Genomic DNA, 23,980 nt, shown 5'->3' with positions numbered 1-23,980 from the left:
ACGGCCAACCGTTTCAGGGAGCCCCCTTGATGCCCGCAAAACTTGCCAGCGTCCCCGCGCGTTTACCTTCCATCGATAGCCTGTTGCGCAACGCCGCCTGCCAGCCGCTGGCTGAACGTTATGGCCGCGATGCCTTGCTCGCGACTTTGCGACAGTTGCTCGACGATGTGCGTGAACCGGTGCAACGGGGTCAGCTTGATGCCCTTGAGCTCACGGCTCAGGTATTGGCGGGGAGGGCCGGCGAACGCCTGGCAAACCAGTACCGCAGTCGGGTCCGGCGAGTGTTCAACCTTACCGGCACGGTACTGCATACCAACCTCGGTCGGGCACTGTTGCCGGAGGAAGCGATCGAGGCGGTGCAACAGGCTGCCCGTTATCCGCTGAATCTGGAATTCGACCTGGCAAGTGGCAAGCGCGGTGATCGTGATGATCTGATCGAAGGCCTGATACGCGAGCTGACCGGTGCCGAGGCGGTGACGGTGGTCAACAACAACGCAGCCGCCGTGTTGCTCGCGCTCAACAGCCTGGGAGCGCGCAAAGAGGGGATCATCTCCCGTGGCGAACTGATCGAAATCGGCGGGGCATTCCGCATTCCCGACATCATGGCGCGGGCCGGGGTCAGACTGCATGAAGTCGGCACCACCAACCGCACCCATCCCCGCGACTACGAAGCCGCCATCGGCCCACGCAGCGGCTTGTTGATGCGCGTACACGCGAGCAATTACAGCATTCAAGGCTTTACGGCCCAGGTACCGACCGCCGAACTGGCGCAACTGGCCCACCGGCACGGGCTGCCATTGCTGGAAGATCTGGGTAGCGGCAGTCTGCTGGACCTGACCCGCTGGGGCCTGCCCGCCGAACCGACAGTGCGCCAGGCGCTGGTCGACGGGGCCGATATCGTCACCTTCAGCGGTGACAAGTTGCTCGGTGGTCCTCAGGCGGGATTGATCGTCGGTCGCAAGGAGCTGATCGCCCGAATCAAGAAGAACCCGCTCAAGCGGGCCTTGCGCGTAGACAAACTGACCCTGGCCGCCCTCGAAGCCGTGCTGGGTCTGTACCGCGATCCCGACCGTTTGGCCGAGCGCTTGCCCAGCCTGCGCCTGCTCACCCGACCGCAAGCGGACATCCTCGCTCAGGCCGAACGCCTGTGTCCGCTGCTGGCGCGCGTACTGGGCGCCGGTTGGACGGTTAGCGCGCTGCCGGCGCTGGGCATGATCGGTAGTGGTAGCCAACCGATTGCGCGCTTGCCAAGCGCTGCCTTGTGTCTGCGTCCGCAGGTGTCGAAACGCTTGCGTGGTCGGCAACTGCATGGCCTGGAAGCGGCTTTTCGAGCCTTGCCCATTCCGGTGCTCGGTCGCATCGACGACGATGCGCTGTGGCTGGATCTGCGCCAACTGGACGACGAAGCAGCCTGGCTCGCTCAACTCGAGCTGCTGCAAGGAGTGGGGGAGGCAAGGTGATCGTCGGCACCGCTGGACACATTGACCACGGCAAAACGGCAATGCTCAAGGCCTTGACGGGACAGGCCGGCGATCGCCACCGGGAAGAACGCGAACGCGGTATCACCATCGACCTGGGCTTCCTTTATGCGCCGCTGGAACCTGGGGCGGACATGACCGGTTTTATCGACGTGCCGGGGCATGAGCGCTTCATCCACAACATGCTCGCCGGCGCTCAGGGCATTGATCTGGTGTTGCTGGTAGTGGCCGCCGATGACGGGGTCATGCCCCAGACTCGCGAGCACTTGGCGATTGTCGAACTGCTGGGGATTCCAAAGGCGCTAGTGGTGATCAGTAAAATCGACCGGGTCGAGCCGGCACAGGTGCAGTCGGTACACGCCCAGGTCGCCGCGTTGCTGGCGCCGGGGCCGTATTGCGGCGCGCCGCAGTTCGCCGTGTCGAGCCTGACCGGGGAGGGCGTTGAAGCCCTGCGCCAGGCATTGTTGACCGCCCAGCATGAGGTCCGGCAGCGTAGCGCCAGCGGAGGATTCCGTCTGGCAATCGACCGCGCTTTCAGCGTCGCCGGCGCCGGTATTGTGGTCACCGGCACAGCGCTGGCCGGGCAGGTGAGGGTGGGCGACACACTCCTGCTGGGCCAGACAGGCAAGCCTGTGCGAGTGCGGAGTTTGCATGCGCAGAATCATGTGGTCGTCGAGGCGTGGGCCGGGCAGCGGGTGGCGTTGAACCTGAGTGCCGAACGCCTGGCCCTGGAACAGATCCATCGCGGTGACTGGCTGCTGGCCGAGTGGCTGTTCGCACCCACGCAGCGCCTGGACATCGAGATGCAGTTGCTGACCAGCGAACCACGCGCCTTCGAACATTTCAGCCCGGTGCACGTGCATCTGGGCACTCAGGATGTCACCGCCCGGGTCGCCTTGCTGGAGGGCACACGCCTGGAGCCGGGCGTGCGGATGTTCGCGCAACTGTTGCTGAACGCGCCGTTGCAGGCCGTGCATGGCGACCGTTTGGTCCTGCGCGACCAGAGTGCACGGCGCACCCTCGGCGGAGGACGGGTGCTCGATCCGTTTGCACCAGCCCGCCAACGTCGCGTTCCGGCCAGGCTGATGCAGTTGCAAGCGCTGGCCACTGGCGAAAGCCTGGAGCAAATACTGCCAGTGCTGCTTGCCAATAGTGACGCAGGGCTTGACCCACTGCGCCTGGAGCGGCAGTTCAATCGCCTGCGCAGCACCTGGCATTTGCCGGCAGATGTCCGTGTCATTGCTACCCGCCAAGGTCCGCTATTGTTCAACACTGAACGCTGGGAGGCGCTGAAAGTTTCGTTGCTGGAGCACCTGGCACACTTTCATCAACTAGAACCGGACGAACTGGGCCCGGACCGGGATCGCTTGCGGCGGTTTTCGGCCATGTCGCTGGATCGACCGACGTTCATCAGCCTGCTCGACGAACTGCTGTCCAGCGGCGCCATTGCCGTCAGTGGACCCTGGCTGCACTTACCCGAACACCAGGTGCGACTGAGTGAAGAAGACGAGGCCATGTGGCAGCAGTTGCAGCCATTGTTCGAGCAAGCCGGCTTCGATCCACCCTGGGTGCGCAACCTGGCCAGCGCCATTGGCCGTGACGAAGCTGCAGTGCGCTTGCTGCTGCGCAAAATGGCGAGATTAGGGCTGGTTCACCAGGTCGTCCGTGACTTGTTTTACCTCGACGCGTCGGTGCACCAACTGGCAGCTATGCTGTTGCAACTGGTCGACAACCATTCGTTGATTCAGGTGGCGGCGTTTCGCGACAGGGTAGGGATCGGCCGCAAGCGCAGCATCCAGATACTCGAGTTCTTCGACCGGATCGGCTTGACTCGCAGACTTGGCGACCAGCGTCTTATCCGTGCGGACAATGCCCTGGCACAGCGACCCGAGGGCTGATTTCAAGGAAGGCAATCGCGTCCGGTGGCGCGGCCGGGCTTCAAACCCGGTTGGGGACGGCAGCCGTTCCCGGGCAGGTTCGACTCCTGCTGCCTTCCGCCATTTTTTTCAAAAACAAGACGGCCCCGGCATCTGGCGATTCGGGGCTGTCTGGTGAGTGGCTTAAGCCGGCAAGTCGGTCATCACCAGTTTGGCGATGTTGAAATAGATGACCAGGCCGGTACCGTCGATAAAGGTCGCGATGAAGGGGGCAGAGACCACTGCCGGATCAATGCGCAGTTTTCTTAACAGCATCGGGATGATCGATGAGACGACGGCGCTCCAGATGGTGATGGCGACCAGCGTCAGGCAGACCACCATGGCGATTTCCGATCCCACTCCCAGCATCCACGCCCGAATCCAGGCCACGACACCGATGGCCAGCGCGATCATGAAGGAAGTGGTCACTTCCTTGCGCAGCACCGTGCCGACATTGCGCAGGCTGACTTCGCCCAGGGCCATGGCCCGTACCAGCGTGGAGGTGATCTGGGTGCCACTGTTACCGCCAGTGCCGATCAGCAAGGGAATGAAGAAGGCCAGGGCGATCGCGGCTTCGAGCTGCTCTTCAAATACCTGCAAGATGGTGCTGGTGTAGGCTTCGGCGAGAAACAGCAACAGTAGCCACGGCAAGCGCTTTTTCCACAAACTCCACGGGCTGGTGCTGAGGTAGGGCGTTTCCAGCGGCAGGCTGGCACCCTGGCGTTGAGCGTCGTCGGTGCCTTCGTCCTGAATCAGCGCGGCGATTTCTTTTTCATACAGCACGCCCAATAACCGGCCTTCGCTGACCACGGGAACGATGTCCACGCCTTTCTCGATCAGCTCGGGCGCAACATCGTGCCGGAGCTGATTCGGCGAAACCGAAAAGCGGATGGGCAGCATCAGATCGCGAACGCAAAGATCGGTGTTTTTCTCGGTGAGCAGTGTTTTCACCGACAGCTGACCATGCAAAGCGCTGCGCGGGTCGGTGACAAAGATGTGGGCCGGAATATCATCGTCCGGCAGTTGCTTGAGCAGATGTTCCCTGGCCTGGATAACCGTCATGTTGCCGGTCACGGTAATGAGCAGAGGGCTCATGTAAGACACTACTGTGTCTTTCAGGCGGATGTCCTTGAAGGTGGAAGGGGTAGCGCTTGCCATTGACATTTGAGGTAGTCCCCATAGCTGTTTTGACCACAAACAGATCTCACACAGGGGCGTAAACCAGAGAAGAGAGTGCAGAAAGCGATCTCCACGTCTAGGTTTTGGCACTGTACAACGTATCCGGGCCATGTTGGCCGGAAGTCACTTGGGCTAAACCTTAATCCGATAGAGCCTGTCTTAACCTTGGGCGTCTCTCGACGTCGTCAGATCAGTGACCTGTGTTTGTACAGGAGCCTCGCCGAACGAGATACTGCAACATTAAATAAACCAGGGCGATGCCGATCTGGAGTCGGGCAGCGCCGGTATGAGTTTGCTGCTGTTTAATGACCTCCTGAATAACAATTGCCATTAAAGGGTATTTGATACCCCCTGAAGGATTACTTCCGAAACAAGAATAAGAGGGATTGCTTTTGCTGTAACCCACTCGATGGATAGTGTTCAGCGTTCATTCAGAAAGTGATGTTGAAGGCCTTTCAAGACATAGCATGTTACAAACACTTGCACCAAACGTTTAAAGTGCCGCACGCTCTAGCTATATATGAGTTTGCAGCAAAATAATGAGGTTCAGAGTTTGAAGACTCGCAACTAAGCCGTTGACGCATTAGTACCTGATCTTTAGGATCGCCGCTCCCTTGGGGAGTAGCCGCCTTCGTTTCCGGAAGGGGTCACGTCAACATACTTGGCTCGCAAGCCATGGCGTGACCGGTCATATGACTTGGCAAGACCATTGGTGAAGATACCTGTCTGTGGGTCGGACGCGGGTGTCTGAACCATTGGCTCTTGTGTCCGGCCCCTCAGGTTTCCTCATGCATTCAATGCCCATGACGTTTGCGTTGCTGTTGGGCTCCGCGGTTGTCATCTATCTGGCTTGTGAATACTTCGTTAATGGCATCGAGTGGGTCGGTCGCAAACTTGCGGTCGGGCAACAAGCCACGGGGTCCATTCTGGCGGCCTTTGGTACGGCATTACCGGAAAGCGTCATCACGTTTATTGCCGTTGTGTTTGGTGACACGCCAGAGCAGAAATCCCTCGGCGTCGGTGCTGCACTTGGCGGCCCTCTGGTCCTGGCGACGATCGCCTATGCGGTAGTCGGTGTAACACTCTTGCTGTGTCGTCAGCGCCTGGCGAATACCGAGGCCATCCGTCAGGACTTCAAACGACTCAGCCGTGATCAAGGATGGTTCCTCGTCATTTTTGTTGCGAAGATTGCGCTCGGTCTTGTCGTGTTTGCCTACAAACCTTGGTTGGGTATTCTTTTCCTGGCGGCCTATGCGGCGTATTTCTGGAAGGAAATGCGCGGTGAGCAGGATGAAGAAGAGTATGAACTCGAGCCCCTGAAACTTGCGCCAGGCAAAGCGACTCCGTCGACCTCGGCGGCGGTGATTCAAACGCTTATTGCATTAGCGGTTATCTTTGCGGCCTCTCACTTCTTTGTCGGACAACTCGATGCCTTGGGCCCCATGCTGGGTATTCATCCTCAATTGCTGGCGCTGTTGCTCAGCCCAATTGCTACCGAACTGCCTGAAACGCTGAATGCGATCATTTGGGTACGCCAGGGTAAACACCGACTGGCCTTGGCCAACATCAGCGGCGCCATGATGATTCAAGCCACAGTGCCCACTGCATTCGGGCTGTTCTTTACGCCTTGGGCGCTGGACACGTCGCTGGTTCTGGCGGCAATCATCACCCTGATAGGTGTGGGCATCATGTTCTTCGCTTTCCGAAAGGGCATCATCTCGCGCTGGCTATTGGCATCGATGGTGTTGCTGTACATCCTCTTTGCAGTCCTTTTGAAGGTTCTTGATCTGGCTTAGCTGTCAGCTCAAGTAGTCTTCCAGGTGGCTGGATTCTTCTGCAAAGCGCTCGACCAGAAAATCCAGAAGGGCACGTACGCGAGGCGCCATGTACCGGTTGCGTTGATACACGGCATGTACCGGTGCCTCCGCAGTTCGCCACTCCGGCAACAGGATCTTCAAGCGACCTGCTCGCAGGTCCGGGCCAATATCCCACAGCGATTTCATCGCAATGCCGTAACCGTGGACCGCCCATTCTCGGGCGACCGCGCCGTCATTCGTCTCGCGAGCGTTTGCGAGCGGGACCGTATAGTTTTCAACTTTGCCATTGCGGGTGAAGCGCCAGTCGTTCGCTGGCCCGGTGACAGAGTTGAGGACAATACAGTCGAAACGCTCCAGATCCCGTGGGTGTTCGAGGGCGCCGTGCTTTGCCAGATAGTCGGGCGACGCGCACAACACGCGCCGGTTGGGTGCCAGGGGCCGGGCAACGAAGGAACTGTCCGGCGGCACACCGAATCGGATGGCGAGATCAATATCGTCTTGCAACAAATGCGACAGCGAATCCGACAGCACCAACGCGAACTTCACCTCGGGGTATTGGGTGTTGAACTGGTCAAGCCAATCCTTCAGCACATTGCGACCGAAATCCGAGGTTGCGGAAATTCGCACCTTGCCTCCCACGACGCTTTTCCCAGCCTGTAGAAAGGCATGGCCATCGTCGAGTGCCTGGAGTGCCTGCTGACAATAGGCCAAATACGCCAGCCCCTCATCCGTCAAGCGCAGGTGGCGTGTCGTGCGCTCGAACAGACGCGTATGCAACACCGACTCGAGCTTGACCAGGCGCGCACTGGCGGCAGCGGGGGATAGTCCGAGTTTGCGACCAGCGGCCGACAAACCGCCCAGATTGGCTGCTTCGACAAACAGCCGGATGTCGCCCAGGTAGTCCATGATATTTCGATATTTTTTGAAAGTGATTCAAATAGTACGTCAATTATCAAATTAGCTGGAACTGCTCAGAATGGCGACATCAATCAACGATTGGAGACTCCTGATGTCACTTTTCCCCGTTGCACGCCTGACCCACGCACGTTGCTGGTTGCTCTCTTCCCTGGTCGCCATCGCGGTAAGCCCCGTCTTCGCCGCGACCGATCCGCTCGTCCAGCCCCGCACGGTGATCGTCGACCATAGCCTTGCGAAGGCGCAGGCCGACGCGCAGATCCTGGCCGCACGCCGTTACGGCACGTTCTGGACCACCGGCGACGAAGCGCTCGCTCGCGCCGCCCTGGCACCCGACTTCAAGGATTCGACACTGCCGCCAGGTCGCCCCCAAGGCATTACCGGACCGATCGCGGCATCGAAAACCATGCACGCGGCGATTCCTGATATCCAGTGCGAAGTGGAACAGATGATGGTGGTCGGCGACCGGGTCATCGCGCATTTGCGTTTCACCGGTCACTTTACCGGCCAGTTCAAGGGCGTTCAGGGCACAGGGCAGACGATCGACTTCATCGCGACGGACATCTACCGCGTCGTCGAGGGTCGTATCGCCGAGAACTGGCACCTCGAAGATAACCTGACCCTGCTGCAACAGCTCGGCATGGTGAAGTAAGGGGATCAGGAGATCGTTGCGCGTGGCCATGAAGCAGTCGGACACGCGCTCACTTGAACATCAATGCGACGGGTTGCGCCGGTACAAGGTCAGGCCCAGCGCGAGTAGAGCCAGCATTCCGGCACAGCTGCGGTTGATCCACTGCATGACTTGCGAGGAAAACCGGCGCATGGCAAGCCGTCCACCAAACGCGTACATGCTCATCATCACGCAGTCGACCAAGGCACTGGTTATGGCAAGGAGCACGTACTGCTGGGCGACGGGTTCAGAGGGGCGGATGAACTGCGGTAGAAAGGCCGCAAAGAACAACAAACCCTTGGGATTGGACAAGCCAACCAGGAGTGCTCGCAGGAAGGCCGACCTCCCGGTTGCCGCGCTCGGCGTGTACGCCTCGGAGAGCGCCCGTGTCGGCGCGTGCCAGAGTACCCATGCCAGATAGAGCAGATAGGCGGCACCTACCCATTTCACCAGGATGAACAACTGCTCAGAGGCTTGAAGCAAGGCGCCCAGACCGCAGCCCACCGCACCAATCAATATAAGATCCGACAATGCCGCGCCTGCCATGCCAAAGGACGCCACCCGCATACCTTTAGAGGCACCATTACTCAGCGCCAGGAGCATTGAGGGTCCCGGCGTCATCATGACCACGCTTACCGTAATGATGTAGAGGAAAAGAGTAGATGCATCCATCGTGTAAGAATCCAGTGTTCGTGCTGTTGGGTTGGGGTAAGGCGAATACAGCTAACGGCATCAGCAAAGTTATGGCCCGAAGCGTTACGATAGGATACCCGGTTAACCTTTTGGGGGCCTACTTCCAGTTAGTCCCTGTCTGCACAGAGAGGAGAACACGATGAGTCGCGAACAGGTAGCACCCGTGACGAAAGGTGTGGCGGTGAAGTTACTTGCCACCGTTGACCTGGGTCCTGAGATCGAGGGCATGGCAGGGCGTCAGCTTAGAATGCGTATGGTGACCATCGAGCCTGGAGGCGTCTTCGGGCCGGTTCACAACCATAAAGACCGACCTGGCATCGTCTACATTCTGCAAGGCACGATCACTGACCATCGAAATGGAGTCGCCACGGACTATGGACCCGGAGTGGGCTGGCCCGAGGACAGGAACACCACACACTGGCTTGAGAACAGAGGAATGATTGCGGCGGTGGAGATCTCGGTCGATATTGTCAGGCAGGAGTGAGCTCAGCTGTTGAGCGGTTATCAGGCAACCTGAATTAATGCCACTTCCTAGAGCTTTCCGGCAAGAGCGCTGGAATGTTTTCGAGGCATTGGCGAAGGAGAGGGCGAATGCTCCATGGCCAATTCCCCAAATGAATCGGCCGTGTCGATATAGCGCATGGCCGATTTCATGTCCTTCCAGCCGACGTACGTCATCAGCGCTTTGACATCCCAGCCATTAGCGGTAGCCCAGGTCGCAAACCCTCGGCGCAATGAGTGGCTGGTGTACAGCTCGCCGGGCACGCCTGCTCGGCTAAACATTCGACGCAGCAAAGGGATCAGGCTGTTGGCATTCAGGCCATCCTCCGCCAGATGCCCCCAGCGATCGAGCTTTCTGAAGACCGGCCCTCGTGCAATGCCAGCGACGGTAATCCAGTTCACATAAGCCTGGACGGGGCAGAGCTTCTTCAAGGCGGGCGTGCGGAAGGTCGTTCCCAAGTGCTGACGATCGCCTTTGCTGTGCGGCAGATAGAAGGTGATGCCCACCCCTGTTTGCGCCTGGGTGTGCTCCACCTGTATTCGCGATAATTCATCGCCGCGAAAACCCCGCCAGAACCCGATCAGCATCAACGCAATATCCCGCCGACTGCGCAACATCCCCGTCAGGTCGTGCCGCGCGGCGGCCTGTTCCGCCTCTCGTTCCAGCCACTGAACAGCGTGTTCCAGGTGCTGCAGGAGCAGGGGAGCCGCCTGTTTTTCCCGGGCCGGGTGCAAGGCCCGAATGCCCTTGATCATCTGCCGCACGGCCGGTGTCTTGGTCGGATCGGGAAAGCCCTGGGTGATGTGCCATTGGGCGAGGGCGGCCAGACGCTGCTTGAGCGTGCTGACGGTGTGCTGGTCGGCGTATTCCGCCAGGTAGCGCACGATGCTGTCCCCGGTCGCGGGCAGGAACCCGCCCCAGGTCACTTCGAAGTGCTCCACTGCGGCGCGGTAGCTGCGCCGGGTGTTTTCCCGGGTGCCGGCCTGCAGGTAGCGATCAACCTTGTTCATCTCGACCCATCCCCCCGCGAACGTACCTTTTCCGACCTTGGAAAAGACGATTTTTGCCTATCTGATGCGATAACGCTCAATTACTTTATCAGATGACTATGGTTTTATTGGCCTTTACTTCACACGAAAATAGAACGTAAATACATGGTATGTAAAACAGTACGTAATCGTAGGAGTACAAAATGGCCCGTGGCGGCGTAAACAAGGCAATCGTGCAGAAAGCACGCGAGGCGCTGCTGGCTCGCGGAGAGAATCCGAGCATTGATGCCGTGCGGGTTGAGCTCGGAAATACCGGCTCGAAAACCACAATTCATCGCTATCTGAAGGAGCTGGATGAGGTTGATCAGCGCCGAAAAGCGCCTCAGCAGGGGCTGAGCGACGAATTGAACGAGCTAGTGGCGCGGGTCGCGCAGCGCCTGGCAGAGGAGGGCGAGGAGCAGATTGAACAGGCACTGGCGGCTTCGCGGGTCGAGAAAAGCGAGTTACTCGAACAGCTTCAGGCCAGTCAAGATGCACTGCGACAGCTCCAGCAGCAGCTCGATATCCAGCGCAGCGCCCTGGATACGGAGTCAGCTGAACTGCAGACCTGCCGTACGACATTACAGGCCGAACAAACCCGCAATGCCCGGCTGAGCCAGTCCAATCTGGATATTGAAGTGCGACTGAAAGAGAAAGACGAACAGATTCGTTCGCTGGAGGAGAAACACCTGCACGCACGTGATGCGCTAGAGCACTACCGTGGAGCGATCAAGGAGCAGCGCGAGCAGGAACAACGCCGCCATGAAGGGCAGTTGCAACAGGTCCAGATGGAGCTGCGTCATCTGCAGCAAACGCTGATCATCAAACAGGATGAGCTGACTCAGTTGAATCGGGATAACGAGCGTTTACTGACGGAAGCTCGCCAGCAGCAGAAGGCGTATCTGGATCAGGAATTGGTCAAGGAGCGCCAGACGGGCGAAATAAACTCGCTCAAAACCCTGGTCGCGCAAGGCGAGGGTGGCAAACAGGTGTTGCTGGATCAGGTCAGCACTTTGCAGCACAACATTAATGAGCTCGCTGATGCTCTGGAGAAGAGATCACTAGAGGTGAACGAACTGGCAGAAGAGCTGGATGCTGCCCGAGCAACTATCGCAAAAAAAGTCGATGGTTAAGGTGCATCAAGCTTTCCCTATGGCCGCTATCGACCGATTCTGGATAGGTCGCACGACATTCTGCGAAAGCGTAGCCCTCGCAGAATGTGTGTGGGGAGCTTACTCGACGGCTTTAACCATGTCTTCGATGACCTTCTTGGCATCACCGAAGACCATCATGGTTTTGTCCAGGTAGAACAGTTCGTTGTCCAGGCCGGCATAGCCGCTGGCCATCGAGCGCTTGTTGACGATGATGGTCTTGGCTTTGAAGGCTTCAAGAGTCGGCATGCCGGCAATCGGCGATTTCGGGTCGTTCTTCGCTGCCGGGTTGACCACGTCGTTGGCTCCGAGCACCAGTACCACATCGGCCTGGCCGAACTCGGAGTTGATGTCTTCCATCTCGAATACCCTGGAACGATGATCACGGTGTCGGCGTTGGTCAGCAGGAAGGTGGCGTCGTCTGCCGAACCGGATTTCACCGGGCGGGCTGTAGGGGCGATGGTCGCATTCAAAGCATTTTTGCTCGTCAGTGCATTTGGGGATCAGCAAGCGTTTTTTGCTCGGTTTGTGTTGGATCAGAAATGGGCGGATGCGTTGTTCGAAAACCGACCGCTGCGTGTCGGTGACAAACACGTTGTCGTTTCCAGAAGTCCTTTTCCTACAACTGCTACCGTAATGCCCACCGCTTATAAACAGAGGCACTGACTCAGGTTTTTCCACTTTTAACCCAAGCCCTTGCGACCCTCCAAATAGAGACATCGCGGTGTCGTTTTTTGAATGTGTGGAAAGGTCCAGTTAACTTGGGTGTGACTCTTGCAGGTAATTACAAAAAGCCCACCCAGCTTTGGTTGAATGGGCAATAAAAAGAGCCTCCGCCTGAGGCCATTCACCTGCTTTGTGTTAGGAGATACCGCGATGACGACGTTCAACTCCGGAACTAAACCCCATAACCATGCGCCTCAGTCCATCGGCTTTTTACTGTTGGACAATTTCACACTGATTTCTCTGGCTTCCGCCGTCGAACCCTTGCGTATGGCTAACCAATTGTCCGGTCGCGAGCTGTATCGCTGGACAACCCTCACCGCCGACGGAGGTCAGGTCTGGGCCAGTGACGGCTTGCAGATCACCCCTGACGCCGCCATGCACAAAGCCCCGACGCTGGACACGGTGATCGTCTGTGGTGGTATAGGCATTCAGCAGACGGTGACCCGCGCACACGTGTCATGGCTACAGAGTCAGGCGCGTCAGTCCAAACGCCTGGGTGCGGTGTGCACCGGCAGTTGGGCCCTCGCCGGTGCCGGTTTGCTCGACGGCTTCGATTGCAGCGTGCACTGGGAGTGCCTGGCGGCCATGCAGGAAGCTTTCCCGCGGGTGGTGATGAGCACGCGTCTGTTCACCCTGGACCGAAATCGCTTCACCAGTTCCGGCGGTACCGCGCCACTGGACATGATGCTGCATTTGATCAGCCGCGATCACGGCCGTGAGCTGTCGGCGGCGATCTCGGAAATGTTTGTCTATGAGCGCATCCGCAACGAGCAGGATCACCAGCGCGTGCCGCTCAAGCATATGCTTGGCACCAATCAGCCGAAGTTGCAGGAAATAGTGGCGCTGATGGACGCCAACCTAGAAGAGCCGATCGACCTCGGCGAACTGGCGGTGTACGTCTCCGTGTCGCGGCGTCAGCTGGAGCGGCTGTTCCAGAAATACCTGCACTGCTCGCCGTCGCGCTACTACCTCAAGCTGCGGCTGATCCGCGCCCGACAGTTGCTCAAGCAAACGCCAATGTCGATCATCGAAGTGGCCTCGGTGTGTGGCTTCGTGTCCACGCCACACTTCTCCAAGTGCTACCGCGAGTACTACGGCATTCCACCACGCGACGAGCGTGTAAGTTCCAACACCACGCAACAAGTGACGATGATGCCGATCCCGCAAGCGATGGTGCTGTCGCAGTTGTCCCGACCGCTGTCGGCGCTCAGCCAGGCCCGTAATGAATCAACCTTTGCCAGCGTCCGGATATAGATGTCAGGCATGCACTGGCCTCGCGCAAGTCAGTACGCTTCAAGGAAGTTTTGGTGCATGAGTTTGTCGGGCCTCACCTGGAAAGCGCGGCGCATAAGTTGCTGACCCGCGTTACCGGGTGCTTGAAGGCGCCTGCACTGCAATCCGGCGAGGGATGGTAGTGCCTAATAGTACGGAATTGCTCACTGTTCATGAACAATGGTGCTAACTCAGCCTTTCCGCTTGTAACTATTTGCTCTTGCGACCTTCTATAATCAAAAAATGGTGGGGGTTAATTTCTAAAAGTCATTGGAGCTCAATTTGACTTTGGCATGACGCTTGCTCACGTCGTTGCCAGTAGCCCGCCATTTGCTGGACAGGTAATAAAAAGAGCCTGCGTCTGGGGCCGTAATCTGTCCTGTGTGAGGAGATACCTCAATGATGTCGCAAAACTCCGGGGCCCAACCCCAGGACCGCCCCCCACAATCCATCGGTTTTCTACTGCTGGACAATTTCACGCTGATTTCCCTGGCCTCGGCGGTCGAGCCGCTACGCATGGCCAACCAACTATCGGGGCGTGAGCTGTATCGCTGGACGACCCTCACCGCCGACGGCGGTCAGGTCTGGGCCAGTGACGGCCTGCAAATCACGCCGGATGCGTCCATGCACAAAGCCCCGCCCCTGGACACGGTGATTGTCTGTGGCGGCATCGGCATTCAACGCAGCGTGACCCGTGAGCACGTGTCGTGGCTGCAAAGCCAGGCCCGTCAGTCGCGCCGCCTTGGCGCCGTCTGCACCGGCAGTTGGGCCCTGGCCTGCGCCGGTCTGCTGGACGGTTTCGATTGCAGCGTGCACTGGGAATGTCTGGCGTCGATGCAGGAAGCTTTCCCGCGGGTGATCATGAGCACGCGTCTGTTCACCCTGGACCGTAACCGGTTCACCAGTTCCGGAGGCACCGCGCCACTGGACATGATGCTGCACCTGATCAGCCGCGACCACGGCCGCGAATTGTCGGCAGCAATTTCGGAAATGTTCGTCTACGAGCGCATCCGCAATGAACAGGATCACCAGCGCGTGCCGCTCAAGCACATGCTGGGCACCAATCAGCCGAAGTTGCAGGAAATCGTCGCGCTGATGGAAGCCAACCTTGAAGAGCCGATCGACCTCGATGAATTGGCGGTGTACGTCGCGGTATCACGTCGTCAGCTGGAGCGGCTGTTCCAGAAATACCTGCACTGCTCGCCGTCGCGTTATTACCTGAAACTGCGTTTGGTGCGTGCGCGGCAACTGCTCAAGCAAACACCAATGTCGATCATTGAAGTGGCGTCTATCTGTGGGTTCATATCCACGCCACACTTCTCCAAGTGCTATCGCGAATACTATGGCATTCCGCCACGCGACGAGCGCGTCGGCTCCAACACCGCGCAACAAGTGGCGTTGATTCCGTTGCCACAAGCCTTGGTACTGTCCCCATTGTCTAGAGCAATGTCGACGCTCAGCCAGGCCCGCAACGAATCAACCTTTGCCAGCGTCCGGGTATAGATTTATATCACGCAAAACTCTGGGGTATCGATTAGTACCCCAGAGCTTCCCTTGCATGCCGCTTCAGTTGCCTTACATAAAACAGAATTGACTCACCGACTGGTGTTAGCGCGAACTCGCGCGCATTTTTTCCCGCCACGGCTACCGCAATTACAAGAAAGTACAACCAACGGTAATTTCTCGATGCCAGGCTGTCAGCTATGGTACAGGAGGGCAGGGGCAAGGTAATTTCCAGCCCTCGTGTTTATACTTCCGACCGTCATCAAGCCAAGATAGTTAAAGGATCCTAAGTTCCTTATCAGCAATCAGCCGGTGAAGGATCAACGTCTACATCTTTTGAGGAGACTGCACTGTCGCTCGACGTGACGCCGATCGTTAACGGTAAAGGTGTGCTGCTCGATATCACTCTTTCAAAGAATGAGCCTGATTATCCCTACACCACGAACGACGTGCCGCCAATCAACACAACCTCGTTGACTTCCCGGTTTTTTCTCCGTTCGGCCAGACCATTGTTTGGGGGGATTTATTCTGACGTCGATACCACAGTCATTAAAAGTGTTCCGTTTATGGGCAAGATTCCAGGCTTAAAATGGTTATTTACCAGCAACTCGACGGTATCAAGCAGTACAGAGCTTGTGCTTTTGAGGCTGACCCTCGTTTTCCAAGGACTGAATATGATCCTGAGGGGCATCTGCGTTTAATCGCCGGCTTGCCTGGAAACAGGCATGGTCTGATCGATCTGTACAATGCCATTCCCACGGATCTGGCCAACCAGCTGAGGGAAACGTCAGAGCGATTGGCTCCAGGTTTTCCACTGGAAAAATGGATCACGGCGTGTTCGAAGCTGTTTGTTGGCACTCGATATCCATATGAAGCCGATTCGGTTCAAGCCGTTGACCTCGATGTGTTGAAGCTCGCGCCGCATCTGGACCAGGTGCTGGAGGAAATGACGCGTCAACCAGTCAGCATCCGGTTGTGAGGGCTTTGATTTTCGCATCCGCGAAAACGCCGGTGAGAGACAGTGCCAGGCTTCAAATGTGACCACCCGAGCCTCCCACGTAAGGCGCATAATGTATATTATGTTAAATCATGTGTCTGAGCGGAACTTTCCTCCTTGTCCATTTCCGCGATTCTGTGTCGGTTTTTTCACGAACCTGTAGTCCGCCGAAGGAAATCTTTGGATAAAACTGGAAGGAATCGGTTGATAAGCGTCTTCTGAGCCTTACCAAGCGTTTACTTCACAGACATTTCTCCTACTTCCGCCGCTTCAGGGTTTTACTTCCAAAACGCCTCCGTATCAGGAGTTCCTTCTCAAGCGTCTCGCTATCAACTGTTTACTTCCGAAAACACAGTCAGGGCCGTTCAAGACGTCACCTTTTTTGTACACGAGTAAAACAAGCGTTGACCACAATATGGCTTATACGCGATCGTATTTTTTTCAGTGGGTTCTACTATGTCAGCGCATCGAGATACCGCTATTCGGGAGCAGCAAATGCTCAAGGTCGCGCAGGAAGCCATCCTCGATAGCGGCGATTTTCTTTCTCTGGATCAAACTGCTCAGCAGCTAGGTCTACTCCCTACGGATGTGGATAAATGGAAAGCTGAAGGACTGATCTTTTCAATTCAGCATGCCGGTTGCTCACTGTTTCCAAAGTATGCCTTCCAGAACAACGCTGCACACAAGCCAGTACTTAGCTTGAAGGTGATACTCGAGGTATTGGGAACAAAAAAAGATGGCTGGGGAATCGCATTCTGGTTTGCGTCTAGCAACGGGTACCTCGGAGGCCATCGGCCCCAGGAGATGCTTTGTTCCGGCGCCGATAAGGTGTTGCTCGCTGCCATAGATGAGGTGTCAGGTATTACCCACGGATAGTTGAGAGGTGGGTCGACACCTCTGTAATAACCGATAACGCGCAGACCCGGTTATTGCAGATTGATAGGGTGTTGCTTAATATCGCATCAAGCCGTTTCTTTAACCTGGTAATCACATGCCTGCATCTCCGATTCCTTTGTTTGACACCTACAATCGTTTTCGAGACCTGAATTTTAGTCGTGTGTCTGATGAGCTACCTGTTGTCACTCAGTACCTGTTCTCCTTTCCGTCAGAGTTAAAGGCTCAAGATGGCTACCTCGCGGTTCGCGGATTCCTAAAGTCCTACTCAAACAACGAAGCCACGTTCAATTCATACCGCACGCATGTAGAGCGTCTTCTGCTGTGGTCTCTCCTGATAGCCAAAAAGCCGCTTCTAGAGCTCAGACGCCACGATTGTGAGAGTTTCCTGGAGTTTTGCTTACAGCCTCGTCCTGAGTGGATCGGTCCTATCGTGAAATCGAGGTTCACCCGGGTTGGAGGTCGTAAGGCTACTGAAACTGACACCTACATCATCAACGACAAATGGCGCCCTTTTAACGTCAAGGTTGACAAACAGATTCGCAAGGTTGCCGCGGAGAACAGTAAAGATGTAGATGAAATACCGTACAAAATGTCTGCTGGCTCGATGGGCCAGGTGTTCGCCGTTTGTGGCAGTTTTTTCCAGTACACCATCGACGAAGGTCTCACCACTGAAGCCAATCCAGTTCGAGCCGTCAAACAAAAATCCAACTTTAAACAGCGCAACACTGTGATGAACTCTGGAAAAGCGCTCACTCCGCTCCAGTGGAATTATGTAATTGAAACCGCAGAAGTCATGGCTCAGGAGGATCCTCGACATGAGCGGACGCTATTTATTGTGGCCACCCTCTTCTCTCTCTACCTCCGAGTTTCTGATCTCGTCGGTCGGGACAATTGGAAGCCTACGATGGGTTCGTTCGAGTTCGACGGTGAAAACTGGTGGTTCAACGTTGTCGGTAAAGGCAACAAGGCTGCAAAAATTAGCGTGCGGGACGAGTACATTGAGGACTACTTGAAGCGATATCGAGCAACCCTCTCCCTTCCGCCGCTGCCGTCTCACAAAGAGAGTACTCCACTAGTGAGAACGGTCAGAGGTCGAGCTGGGCTGTCAGATCGTTACATTCGTGGCTTAATTCAGTTGGTGTTCGATAAATCACTTCAGCGCATGAAGGATGAAGGTCAATCTGACTTAGAAATGGATAAGCTTCGATCGGCATCCTTGCACTGGCTGCGTCATACTGCGGCTACATTTGACGCGCCATTTCGCGATATTAAAGATCTCCAAGCCGACCTACGCCACGAAAATATGTCGACAACTCAGAACACGTACTACAACTCGCTCGATCAAAAACGTGCCAAATCAATCAAAGGACTCGGGGTCAAGGACAGAGGCTAGGATCCAGGGAAAGCAGCAACAACATGCGTCAATGACCACTCAAATCAGTGATCTTACCAGTCGTTAAGTCCGTCACCAGCTCGTACACAGGACAGGAATATTTTGTTCCTGCTGATTGTCGACCACTGAGCGGAGATTTTCGGCTTCCTGGGCATTGGCCCGGGACCGGTCCACGGCTTGGTCGTGCTGCGCGCGCGTGTTCTCCAGCTGATGGGTCGGTAGCCCCTGCAGTCCTTCGGTTGCGGTGTCGGTGAGCTTTAGGCGCTCTACTATGCCTTGCGCACTTTTCCATTCGACGTATGCGAACAGGTCTCAACGGACTCCCTGTATCTGCATCGAGGATGGGCCTGCCGGCTTAGTCCGTATTAGCGTAGCACCTTCGCGCGGTATTGACCGCGGGCGCTGCCTTGCGACTCCGCGAATCGGCCCCTCGCTTTCGACCGTATAGACGCCCAGCATCATATGCTTGCGAATCGCTAAATAGTGTTGTCGGAACTCCTGTGGTGCAGAGACAGTTGCCAGTCGCATACACCGGCAACCAGCCATCATTTATCCTTCAGGACGCACGTTGCTTGCTGCTCTGGGCTCTGATTGTGACTCGAAAACCGCTCCTGGATCTGCGGCGATCCGATGCCGACTACACATTTTTCTTAACCAAGCTGGCCGCTCTAGAACAAGCACGTCAGTGATTTTTAGCTAGAGTTTTCTTCACATATTTTTCACATATTTTCAGGACGTAGTCTCGACCCTTTTTCGGCGGCTGTTGCACCGTTTCTAAACGTGAGCGCAAGCTGGCGGGCGGCTGAGACGATATCTGTGGCTGCTGCCAAGATCAGCGTGAGAGGCGAGTGCGTCGAGCGCTATCTCATGAGGTATCGCCATTTCCTACAGCTCCCTTCCCTGCCCTCACCACAGGAAAAAACGCCACTGATTACCACACTGAAAGGTCGAGGTGGGCTGTGGATCGAGTGGCTCGGTACCGAACCAGGACACTTACTAAGTGTTGGACTCGGCAGCAGGACTGCGTGAGCCTCCCGCCAACCGTCCGGTGGGCTCCTGATCAATCACAAGTGGTGTAATCGCATCGAAAAATCGATGTGCTGCTTTTTTTGAACGATTTGCCAATAAGCGATTAGCTTCAACTTCAAACTGCGCCTGCAAAGCCCACTTAGGGTCTTTGATTTTACGTCTTCCTTTCATCATGGCCTCTGGCACATCGATGGGAGTAATCGAGTCGTTTTCATAGTGAACATGGTGCAGTGACGACAGCCATGGAGTATTGAGAGCAACGACTACTGAGACTCCACTGCTTCCTCAGATAGATTTACCGCATTCACCATACGAGTAATGACGGTCGACAGCCACGTCTGGTGGGCAACCAACTCTGGGGCATCGACGCCGTCTGCACTGGATACTTCGTAGAGGGATCGCCACTCAAGGATATCTGATGGCTCGACTTTAGCGCTGTCTCTATAAACAGCATTTGACGCCAGGCGGTACGCGTATGTATCCACGCCTGACGCATCTGCACTGAAAAGTCTAACTCGCGCAAAATCAATGATGGCTTCAGCAATCCATCGCGAAGTGCCGTTCAGTTTAGGAGGAATAGCTAACTGGACACCCACGATAGCTTTATCTGAATCAGGACGATCCACTTCGTGAAAGAGGTCAATCAGGTCTTGGCCTGAGAAACGTTTGACTATCCCTACCCCCTCCTCCGGCTGAGCGACGTTAGCTACGGCTACAAGTACTATCGTTGAAGGGCTGTGCTCGCCACTCGTCGTCGATGGTTGACGGGCGTTATTCTGAAGTGCAGACATAAAGCTCTCCAAAAAATGAACACTATAGATTGTAGCCCTATAGAGTTCAAAAAGGCTTCATCGTTCCTTTTGTGGATAAGCAAAATGGAACTCAGGGAAGCATTTGCCATTGCGTTACGTAACTCGCGGGTTCGCCATGGCTTGACCCAAGAAGATTTCGGAATCGTCAGCAGCAGGACATACCTAAGCACGCTTGAGCGAGGCCTCAAAAACGTGACCTTAGAGAAGGCATCCGAGCTCGCCCAAAGGATGGATGTACATCCCCTCACCCTCCTCGTTGAGAGTTTTTTGCTCCTCGATCCAGATACGGATTTGGACTCACTGTTTGAGCGTATCCGCCACGAGTGCAATGCAGCCAAAACGGCTGATTGAAGGATCGACGGCTGTGCTTCGGAACTGTTGCTGGCCGCTGTCCGGTGTCCCGTAAGCCAGGTATCTCAACCTCGAGCAAGGCGTGCCGGTAGACGACTGGTTTCCGGTGATATGCCACCTACCGTTGATCAGCCTCTCCCGCTGCCTGTACAACGCGCCGCAGAATCAAAATGCCAACCCTTCTGCTACCTGAATCAACATCTCCTCAACCAGATGGGTGCCCTGAATAGTGGAAAGCATCGCAATAGGACTTTTGCCCGAAAAGCGATCCTTGGACTTGGATAGCCAGTGTTTGGCTTTTTCGTCATCCCCAAAGAGCGTCTGGGCCATGGCGATGATGTGTGCAACACGGAACAGGCGATCGCTCTCCTCCACCGTCAGTTGCTGGCCGCGCGCCAACCTCGTTTTGAGCGTTTTGAGCGAAATTATCTGGTCGCGCTCAAGCGAACTAATTCTGCCAAGGTCGCAAAGGGCTTTGACACTACTCGCCGAGAAACCCGCCTCGATCAGTTCGTGGATGTCCTGATCCGAAGCGTCCGTGGGGATATGGAGTAGCGCTTCCAGCCTTACCCGGTAGGCACCATAGGCATTCTCGTGCAGAACCTCTGCAAACATAGGGTACCTCTTGATTCGGTAGATGTTATCGAGCTTTTATAAGATCCGAGTCCTCCATCCGCCATGGACAGTCTCGCTCATTCAAAGAATTGTCGAAGATGAAAGCCTCAATGTCTCAGCTATCTTTCGGTATCGAGCGGGCTGTCGGCGACCAGGTACCGCAAAAGCACAAGCGGTAAGCTATAAACTCGCGCAGTGATCTTCTGGATAAAATATGACATCCACCCAAATGCTCTCAAGGCGCAAAGCGTTCGTTGGTTTGAAAGCCTGCCTCCGCATCATTCAGAAATGGCAAGCCACTCCCAGCCAGGCTTGTCGGATTGTCCGCATCTCTTCCCACACCTATCGGCGAGTGCTTAGCGGTAACGGGGACTCGGTGCGACTCAACGTAGACCAGCTGTATCGCGTTAGCATCGTGCTGAACATACATGCCGCGCTGAAGATGACCTTCAACAACACTCTCAACGCTCACCAGTTCCCCTCACTTAACAACCACAACGATTTCTTCAATGGTCGAACCCCGTTGGAGATAATGGCCCAGGGCGATTTCATTTCATTGTACGAAACCAGTCGACGTATCCAGTCGCTGCCGCTGATTGGCTTTCGGGATCCTGATATCGACAGAATGCTATCAATAAACTCCTCCAGTCACTGAGCGTAAGGTGGCTGAAGTGCGGTTGCATTTGAATCAAAGAGACCGATGTCCGATTAGGGATGTGAAGATTGAAAACGTTGCCGCTCGTGACGCTATACAGATTATTCTCGTTTGAAAAAAAATTAACATAACGCATGTTGCGTTAAATTGGAGTGATTGCTAGCATCCAGATCGCCAAGTGGCATTTTCGAGGAGAAAGCTCCCATGCAACTCTCTGTGCGAAAGGCGTTCCTGGAAGACGGGGCCGTCCTGATCAAAGGTTTTCTGAACAAAGATCAATTGGCTGAGTGTCGGGCAGCCTTCGACTGGGCTGTCGAGAATCACGGCCCCAATGCTTTCAGGATGTTTGACGGGACTGAACAACAGTCGCACGTCGACAATGCGAATCCGATCGCCAAGGCTCGTCTTGAGGAACTGGTGACTTCCCTGCCCTTCGGTGAGCTGTTTGCACAGCTCTGGGGCTCGGAGCATGTGTGGTACTTCGCCGAAGAAGTATTTCTCAAGGCTGGTGGACATGGGGCGCGAACGCTCTGGCATCAGGACACCTCCTATCTGCCTTGGGCCGGTACGCAGTGGGGAAATGCCTGGATCAGTTTCGAATCGGTGCCCAAGCAAAATGCACTAGAGATTATCCGAGGCTCGCACAAGGGGCCGCGTTACGACGGCACCACCTTTCTCGATCCAAAAGATCCGACTCAGCCTCTACACGGTGGAGACGCCTTGCCGCGTCTCCCTGACATCGAGGCCCGGCGCAAGGTGGACCCGAACGCCTACGAAATCCTGTCCTGGGCCACCGAACCCGGCGATATCGTCGTGCTTCACCCCGGATCGCTCCACGGCGGTGCCCCCGTTGATAAGGCATTCCCGGATCGCCATACCTTAGTCTTTCGTTTCTTTGGAGACGACGCGACCTTTCGACCGCTGCCAGAGCACAGTGCCGCCGGCTACCCGCAACAAGGCGTGCTGTTCAGCGAGGAGCTGTCGAACCTGAAAGCCGGAGATTCTTTCCGCCACCCAACGTTCCGCCAATTAATATAAGAGGGCAACGCCATGAGTACTCAAGACCTGCAGCGTCAATCCATCAACCCTGGTCACACCCAGGCCATCTACGACAACTTCCACTTTTCCCAGGCGACGCGTGTCGGGAACATGATCTGGGTGTCCGGCCAGGTCGGTATCGATGCGTCCATGACTCCTGCCGAAGGTATCCAGGCACAGTCCCATCTGGCTTTTCAGTCCTTGAGAACTATCCTTGAGGCCGCAGGGGCAAGCTTGGCCGATGTCGTCGAACTGATGACCTTCCACACGGATCTCCAGGGCGAAGTCCATGCGTTCGGGCAGGTCAAGGATGAGTACTTCCCCGAGCGCTACCCTGCATGGACTGCTGTTGGCATCTCGCAACTGGCCCTTCCCGGGCTACAGGTGGAAGTGCGAGCCGTCGCGGTGATCAATAGCGGTCGGGTCTGACAGAGAACGATTGATCACCACCCTGCCCCTGGCCTGCGCTTGGCAGCCAGGGGGCCTTGAAACCGGCAATTCAATTGCATGATCACGACATGCCAAGCCAAAATGACGACGCAACGGTAGATTGGCGACTCTCATACAATCGCCATCGGCTCATCACTTCACAACGGAATCACTTTCTCCCATGCATGACGCCCAAGCTCCTTCTACGGATAGCCACCAAATGCCAAGTGACAGTGATTCCGGGCACGTTGCGCGCCGTGGACGTCCCGTAGGCAATCGTCTGGAAAAGCGCGGTGAATTGTTGACCGCCGCCATCGAGGTAATTGCCCAGGAAGGATATGCCGGAACCTCTCTACGCAAGGTCGCCAGCCATGCCGGGTGCACGACAGGCGCTGTGACCTACTACTTTGCCAACAAGGAAGAAATGATTACCGCTGCTGCACAGAGTCTATTCGACGAATTCGACAATCTGCTGGAGCCCAATCAGGAACAGGTCGATGTCAGGGCAATGATTGAGCAGTGGTTGAACCTGACTCAGGCCAATGACTCGGCCCGTTGGCTTGCTCTATTTCAAATGCTGGCCCATGCCCGGCACGAGCCGGTGTTCGCGGACGTCATCCAGAAGCGTTACTCCCGGTTCCGCCAGGATCTCGCAGTAATTCTGGCCAAGGGGCAAACTCAAGGCATTATCCGCAAGGACGTTCCTTCCGATTTGCTCGCCGACCAGCTCAGCGCGCTGAGCGACGGCTGGATGATGATGCTGCCGATCGAACCGGAACGATTTCAGCCAAAACGCAGAAAGGCGTTGATGGATGCCGTCATCACGCTGATCAGCCCTTCTCGATAAGTCATCAGGGGCGGCCAGCGGCGTAACCCGTTTCCGCCCTACCCTGTCTTCGCACACTTATTCCCCT

The 23,980-nt window shown here is 56.2% G+C and carries 25 protein-coding genes, 1 tRNA gene, 1 pseudogene and 2 riboswitches; of the genes and pseudogenes, 19 read left to right on the top strand and 8 right to left on the bottom strand.

What is annotated here, in order from left to right:
* The first annotated feature begins 29 nt into the window (after positions 1 to 29).
* From selA to AC1RJ3_RS16105, 3 genes are all read left to right on the top strand, one after another.
* Positions 30 to 1,460 carry an L-seryl-tRNA(Sec) selenium transferase gene (gene selA / locus AC1RJ3_RS16115; RefSeq protein WP_493079489.1) on the top strand — a complete coding sequence of 477 codons (1,431 nt, stop codon included), beginning with the start codon at positions 30 to 32 and terminating at the stop codon, positions 1,458 to 1,460.
* Complete coding sequence (gene selB, locus AC1RJ3_RS16110; RefSeq protein ID WP_493079488.1) at positions 1,457 to 3,376, top strand: selenocysteine-specific translation elongation factor; 1,920 nt, start codon at positions 1,457 to 1,459, stop codon at positions 3,374 to 3,376. Before selA ends, selB begins: the two co-directional genes overlap by 4 nt.
* A gap of 6 nt (positions 3,377 to 3,382) precedes the next feature.
* A tRNA-Sec gene (locus tag AC1RJ3_RS16105) sits at positions 3,383 to 3,478 on the top strand.
* Positions 3,479 to 3,538: 60 nt separating this feature from the next.
* On the opposite strand, the gene AC1RJ3_RS16100 is transcribed toward AC1RJ3_RS16105, so the two are convergent.
* Positions 3,539 to 4,558 carry a magnesium transporter gene (locus AC1RJ3_RS16100; RefSeq protein ID WP_102667210.1) on the bottom strand — a complete coding sequence of 340 codons (1,020 nt, stop codon included), beginning with the start codon at positions 4,556 to 4,558 and terminating at the stop codon, positions 3,539 to 3,541.
* A 76-nt stretch (positions 4,559 to 4,634) separates the two neighbouring features.
* Positions 4,635 to 4,809: riboswitch (M-box (ykoK) riboswitch) on the bottom strand.
* A gap of 373 nt (positions 4,810 to 5,182) precedes the next feature.
* A riboswitch (yybP-ykoY riboswitch) is annotated at positions 5,183 to 5,343 on the top strand.
* Positions 5,344 to 5,361: 18 nt separating this feature from the next.
* Here AC1RJ3_RS16100 and AC1RJ3_RS16095 point away from each other — a divergent pair.
* Positions 5,362 to 6,369, top strand: a complete 1,008-nt coding sequence (locus AC1RJ3_RS16095; RefSeq protein WP_347926705.1) for a sodium:calcium antiporter — start codon at positions 5,362 to 5,364, stop codon at positions 6,367 to 6,369.
* 3 nt (positions 6,370 to 6,372) lie between these two features.
* Here AC1RJ3_RS16095 and AC1RJ3_RS16090 read toward each other — a convergent pair whose 3' ends face one another.
* Positions 6,373 to 7,296 carry a LysR family transcriptional regulator gene (locus tag AC1RJ3_RS16090; protein ID WP_493079487.1) on the bottom strand — a complete coding sequence of 308 codons (924 nt, stop codon included), beginning with the start codon at positions 7,294 to 7,296 and terminating at the stop codon, positions 6,373 to 6,375.
* Between the two features lie 103 nt (positions 7,297 to 7,399).
* Between AC1RJ3_RS16090 and AC1RJ3_RS16085 the strand changes: the two genes are divergently transcribed.
* Positions 7,400 to 7,957, top strand: coding sequence for an ester cyclase (locus AC1RJ3_RS16085; RefSeq protein ID WP_347926708.1), 558 nt, complete (start codon positions 7,400 to 7,402; stop codon positions 7,955 to 7,957).
* Positions 7,958 to 8,017: 60 nt separating this feature from the next.
* Here the strand turns inward: AC1RJ3_RS16085 and AC1RJ3_RS16080 are convergent, their stop codons facing one another.
* The gene (locus AC1RJ3_RS16080; protein WP_347926710.1) at positions 8,018 to 8,647 is read right to left on the bottom strand and encodes a LysE family translocator; all 630 of its coding nucleotides are present in this window, start codon (positions 8,645 to 8,647) and stop codon (positions 8,018 to 8,020) included.
* Positions 8,648 to 8,807: 160 nt separating this feature from the next.
* Here AC1RJ3_RS16080 and AC1RJ3_RS16075 point away from each other — a divergent pair, with 160 nt between their 5' ends.
* Entirely contained in the window at positions 8,808 to 9,152 is a 345-nt protein-coding gene (locus tag AC1RJ3_RS16075; RefSeq protein WP_493079486.1) for a cupin domain-containing protein, read from the top strand.
* A 47-nt stretch (positions 9,153 to 9,199) separates the two neighbouring features.
* Here the strand turns inward: AC1RJ3_RS16075 and AC1RJ3_RS16070 are convergent, their stop codons facing one another.
* A complete protein-coding gene (locus tag AC1RJ3_RS16070; protein ID WP_493079485.1) occupies positions 9,200 to 10,180 on the bottom strand; it encodes a site-specific integrase in 981 nt (326 codons plus the stop codon).
* A gap of 182 nt (positions 10,181 to 10,362) precedes the next feature.
* Here AC1RJ3_RS16070 and AC1RJ3_RS16065 point away from each other — a divergent pair, with 182 nt between their 5' ends.
* On the top strand, positions 10,363 to 11,331 hold the full coding sequence (locus tag AC1RJ3_RS16065; protein ID WP_493079484.1) for a DNA-binding protein: 969 nt from the start codon (positions 10,363 to 10,365) through the stop codon (positions 11,329 to 11,331).
* A 99-nt stretch (positions 11,332 to 11,430) separates the two neighbouring features.
* Here AC1RJ3_RS16065 and AC1RJ3_RS16060 read toward each other — a convergent pair.
* Positions 11,431 to 11,795 (bottom strand): annotated as a pseudogene (locus AC1RJ3_RS16060) (NAD(P)(+) transhydrogenase (Re/Si-specific) subunit beta); the annotation flags it as partial.
* On the opposite strand from AC1RJ3_RS16060, the gene AC1RJ3_RS16055 reads away from it, so the two are divergent.
* From AC1RJ3_RS16055 to AC1RJ3_RS16025, 7 genes are all read left to right on the top strand, one after another.
* Complete coding sequence (locus tag AC1RJ3_RS16055) at positions 11,737 to 12,015, top strand: hypothetical protein (protein ID WP_493079507.1); 279 nt, start codon at positions 11,737 to 11,739, stop codon at positions 12,013 to 12,015. The pseudogene AC1RJ3_RS16060 and the gene AC1RJ3_RS16055 sit on opposite strands and share 59 nt — an antisense overlap.
* 210 nt (positions 12,016 to 12,225) lie before the next feature.
* Positions 12,226 to 13,329 (top strand): choline metabolism transcriptional regulator GbdR, encoded by a 1,104-nt coding sequence (gbdR, locus tag AC1RJ3_RS16050; protein ID WP_054597376.1) that lies wholly within the window; start codon positions 12,226 to 12,228, stop codon positions 13,327 to 13,329.
* A gap of 417 nt (positions 13,330 to 13,746) precedes the next feature.
* Complete coding sequence (gene gbdR, locus AC1RJ3_RS16045) at positions 13,747 to 14,850, top strand: choline metabolism transcriptional regulator GbdR (protein WP_493079483.1); 1,104 nt, start codon at positions 13,747 to 13,749, stop codon at positions 14,848 to 14,850.
* A 350-nt stretch (positions 14,851 to 15,200) separates the two neighbouring features.
* Positions 15,201 to 15,551, top strand: a complete 351-nt coding sequence (locus AC1RJ3_RS16040) for a secretin GspD/PilQ domain-containing protein (RefSeq protein WP_493079506.1) — start codon at positions 15,201 to 15,203, stop codon at positions 15,549 to 15,551.
* Entirely contained in the window at positions 15,440 to 15,829 is a 390-nt protein-coding gene (locus AC1RJ3_RS16035) for a hypothetical protein (RefSeq protein WP_493079482.1), read from the top strand. Before AC1RJ3_RS16040 ends, AC1RJ3_RS16035 begins: the two co-directional genes overlap by 112 nt.
* A 513-nt stretch (positions 15,830 to 16,342) precedes the next feature.
* The gene (locus tag AC1RJ3_RS16030) at positions 16,343 to 16,723 is read left to right on the top strand and encodes a hypothetical protein (RefSeq protein WP_493079481.1); all 381 of its coding nucleotides are present in this window, start codon (positions 16,343 to 16,345) and stop codon (positions 16,721 to 16,723) included.
* 115 nt (positions 16,724 to 16,838) lie between these two features.
* Positions 16,839 to 18,137 (top strand): tyrosine-type recombinase/integrase, encoded by a 1,299-nt coding sequence (locus tag AC1RJ3_RS16025; RefSeq protein ID WP_493079480.1) that lies wholly within the window; start codon positions 16,839 to 16,841, stop codon positions 18,135 to 18,137.
* Positions 18,138 to 19,133: 996 nt separating this feature from the next.
* Here AC1RJ3_RS16025 and AC1RJ3_RS16020 read toward each other — a convergent pair.
* Together AC1RJ3_RS16020 and AC1RJ3_RS16015 are read right to left on the bottom strand one after the other, a co-directional pair.
* Complete coding sequence (locus AC1RJ3_RS16020; protein WP_493079479.1) at positions 19,134 to 19,340, bottom strand: hypothetical protein; 207 nt, start codon at positions 19,338 to 19,340, stop codon at positions 19,134 to 19,136.
* Between the two features lie 89 nt (positions 19,341 to 19,429).
* Complete coding sequence (locus AC1RJ3_RS16015) at positions 19,430 to 19,957, bottom strand: hypothetical protein (protein WP_493079478.1); 528 nt, start codon at positions 19,955 to 19,957, stop codon at positions 19,430 to 19,432.
* A gap of 84 nt (positions 19,958 to 20,041) precedes the next feature.
* Here AC1RJ3_RS16015 and AC1RJ3_RS16010 point away from each other — a divergent pair, with 84 nt between their 5' ends.
* Positions 20,042 to 20,329 carry a helix-turn-helix domain-containing protein gene (locus AC1RJ3_RS16010; protein ID WP_493079477.1) on the top strand — a complete coding sequence of 96 codons (288 nt, stop codon included), beginning with the start codon at positions 20,042 to 20,044 and terminating at the stop codon, positions 20,327 to 20,329.
* A gap of 165 nt (positions 20,330 to 20,494) precedes the next feature.
* Here the strand turns inward: AC1RJ3_RS16010 and AC1RJ3_RS16005 are convergent, their stop codons facing one another.
* Entirely contained in the window at positions 20,495 to 20,944 is a 450-nt protein-coding gene (locus AC1RJ3_RS16005) for an Xre family toxin-antitoxin system antitoxin (RefSeq protein ID WP_493079476.1), read from the bottom strand.
* Positions 20,945 to 21,158: 214 nt separating this feature from the next.
* Between AC1RJ3_RS16005 and AC1RJ3_RS16000 the strand changes: the two genes are divergently transcribed.
* The 4 genes from AC1RJ3_RS16000 to AC1RJ3_RS15985 all read left to right on the top strand — a co-directional run bounded on the left by AC1RJ3_RS16000 (position 21,159) and on the right by AC1RJ3_RS15985 (position 23,913).
* Positions 21,159 to 21,599: a hypothetical protein gene (locus tag AC1RJ3_RS16000; RefSeq protein WP_493079475.1), complete on the top strand. Its 441-nt coding sequence runs from the start codon at positions 21,159 to 21,161 to the stop codon at positions 21,597 to 21,599.
* 204 nt (positions 21,600 to 21,803) lie between these two features.
* Entirely contained in the window at positions 21,804 to 22,637 is an 834-nt protein-coding gene (locus AC1RJ3_RS15995; protein ID WP_493079474.1) for a phytanoyl-CoA dioxygenase family protein, read from the top strand.
* A gap of 12 nt (positions 22,638 to 22,649) precedes the next feature.
* The gene (locus AC1RJ3_RS15990) at positions 22,650 to 23,066 is read left to right on the top strand and encodes a RidA family protein (RefSeq protein WP_103314660.1); all 417 of its coding nucleotides are present in this window, start codon (positions 22,650 to 22,652) and stop codon (positions 23,064 to 23,066) included.
* Between the two features lie 181 nt (positions 23,067 to 23,247).
* Positions 23,248 to 23,913, top strand: coding sequence for a TetR/AcrR family transcriptional regulator (locus AC1RJ3_RS15985; protein ID WP_493079473.1), 666 nt, complete (start codon positions 23,248 to 23,250; stop codon positions 23,911 to 23,913).
* The last annotated feature ends 67 nt before the right edge of the window (positions 23,914 to 23,980 follow it).

This window comes from Pseudomonas sp. GW822-FHT04C11 (assembly GCF_058800905.1).
The sequence above is the reverse complement of the archived record's forward strand: the minus strand, read 5'-3'. Positions and strand labels throughout refer to the sequence as shown.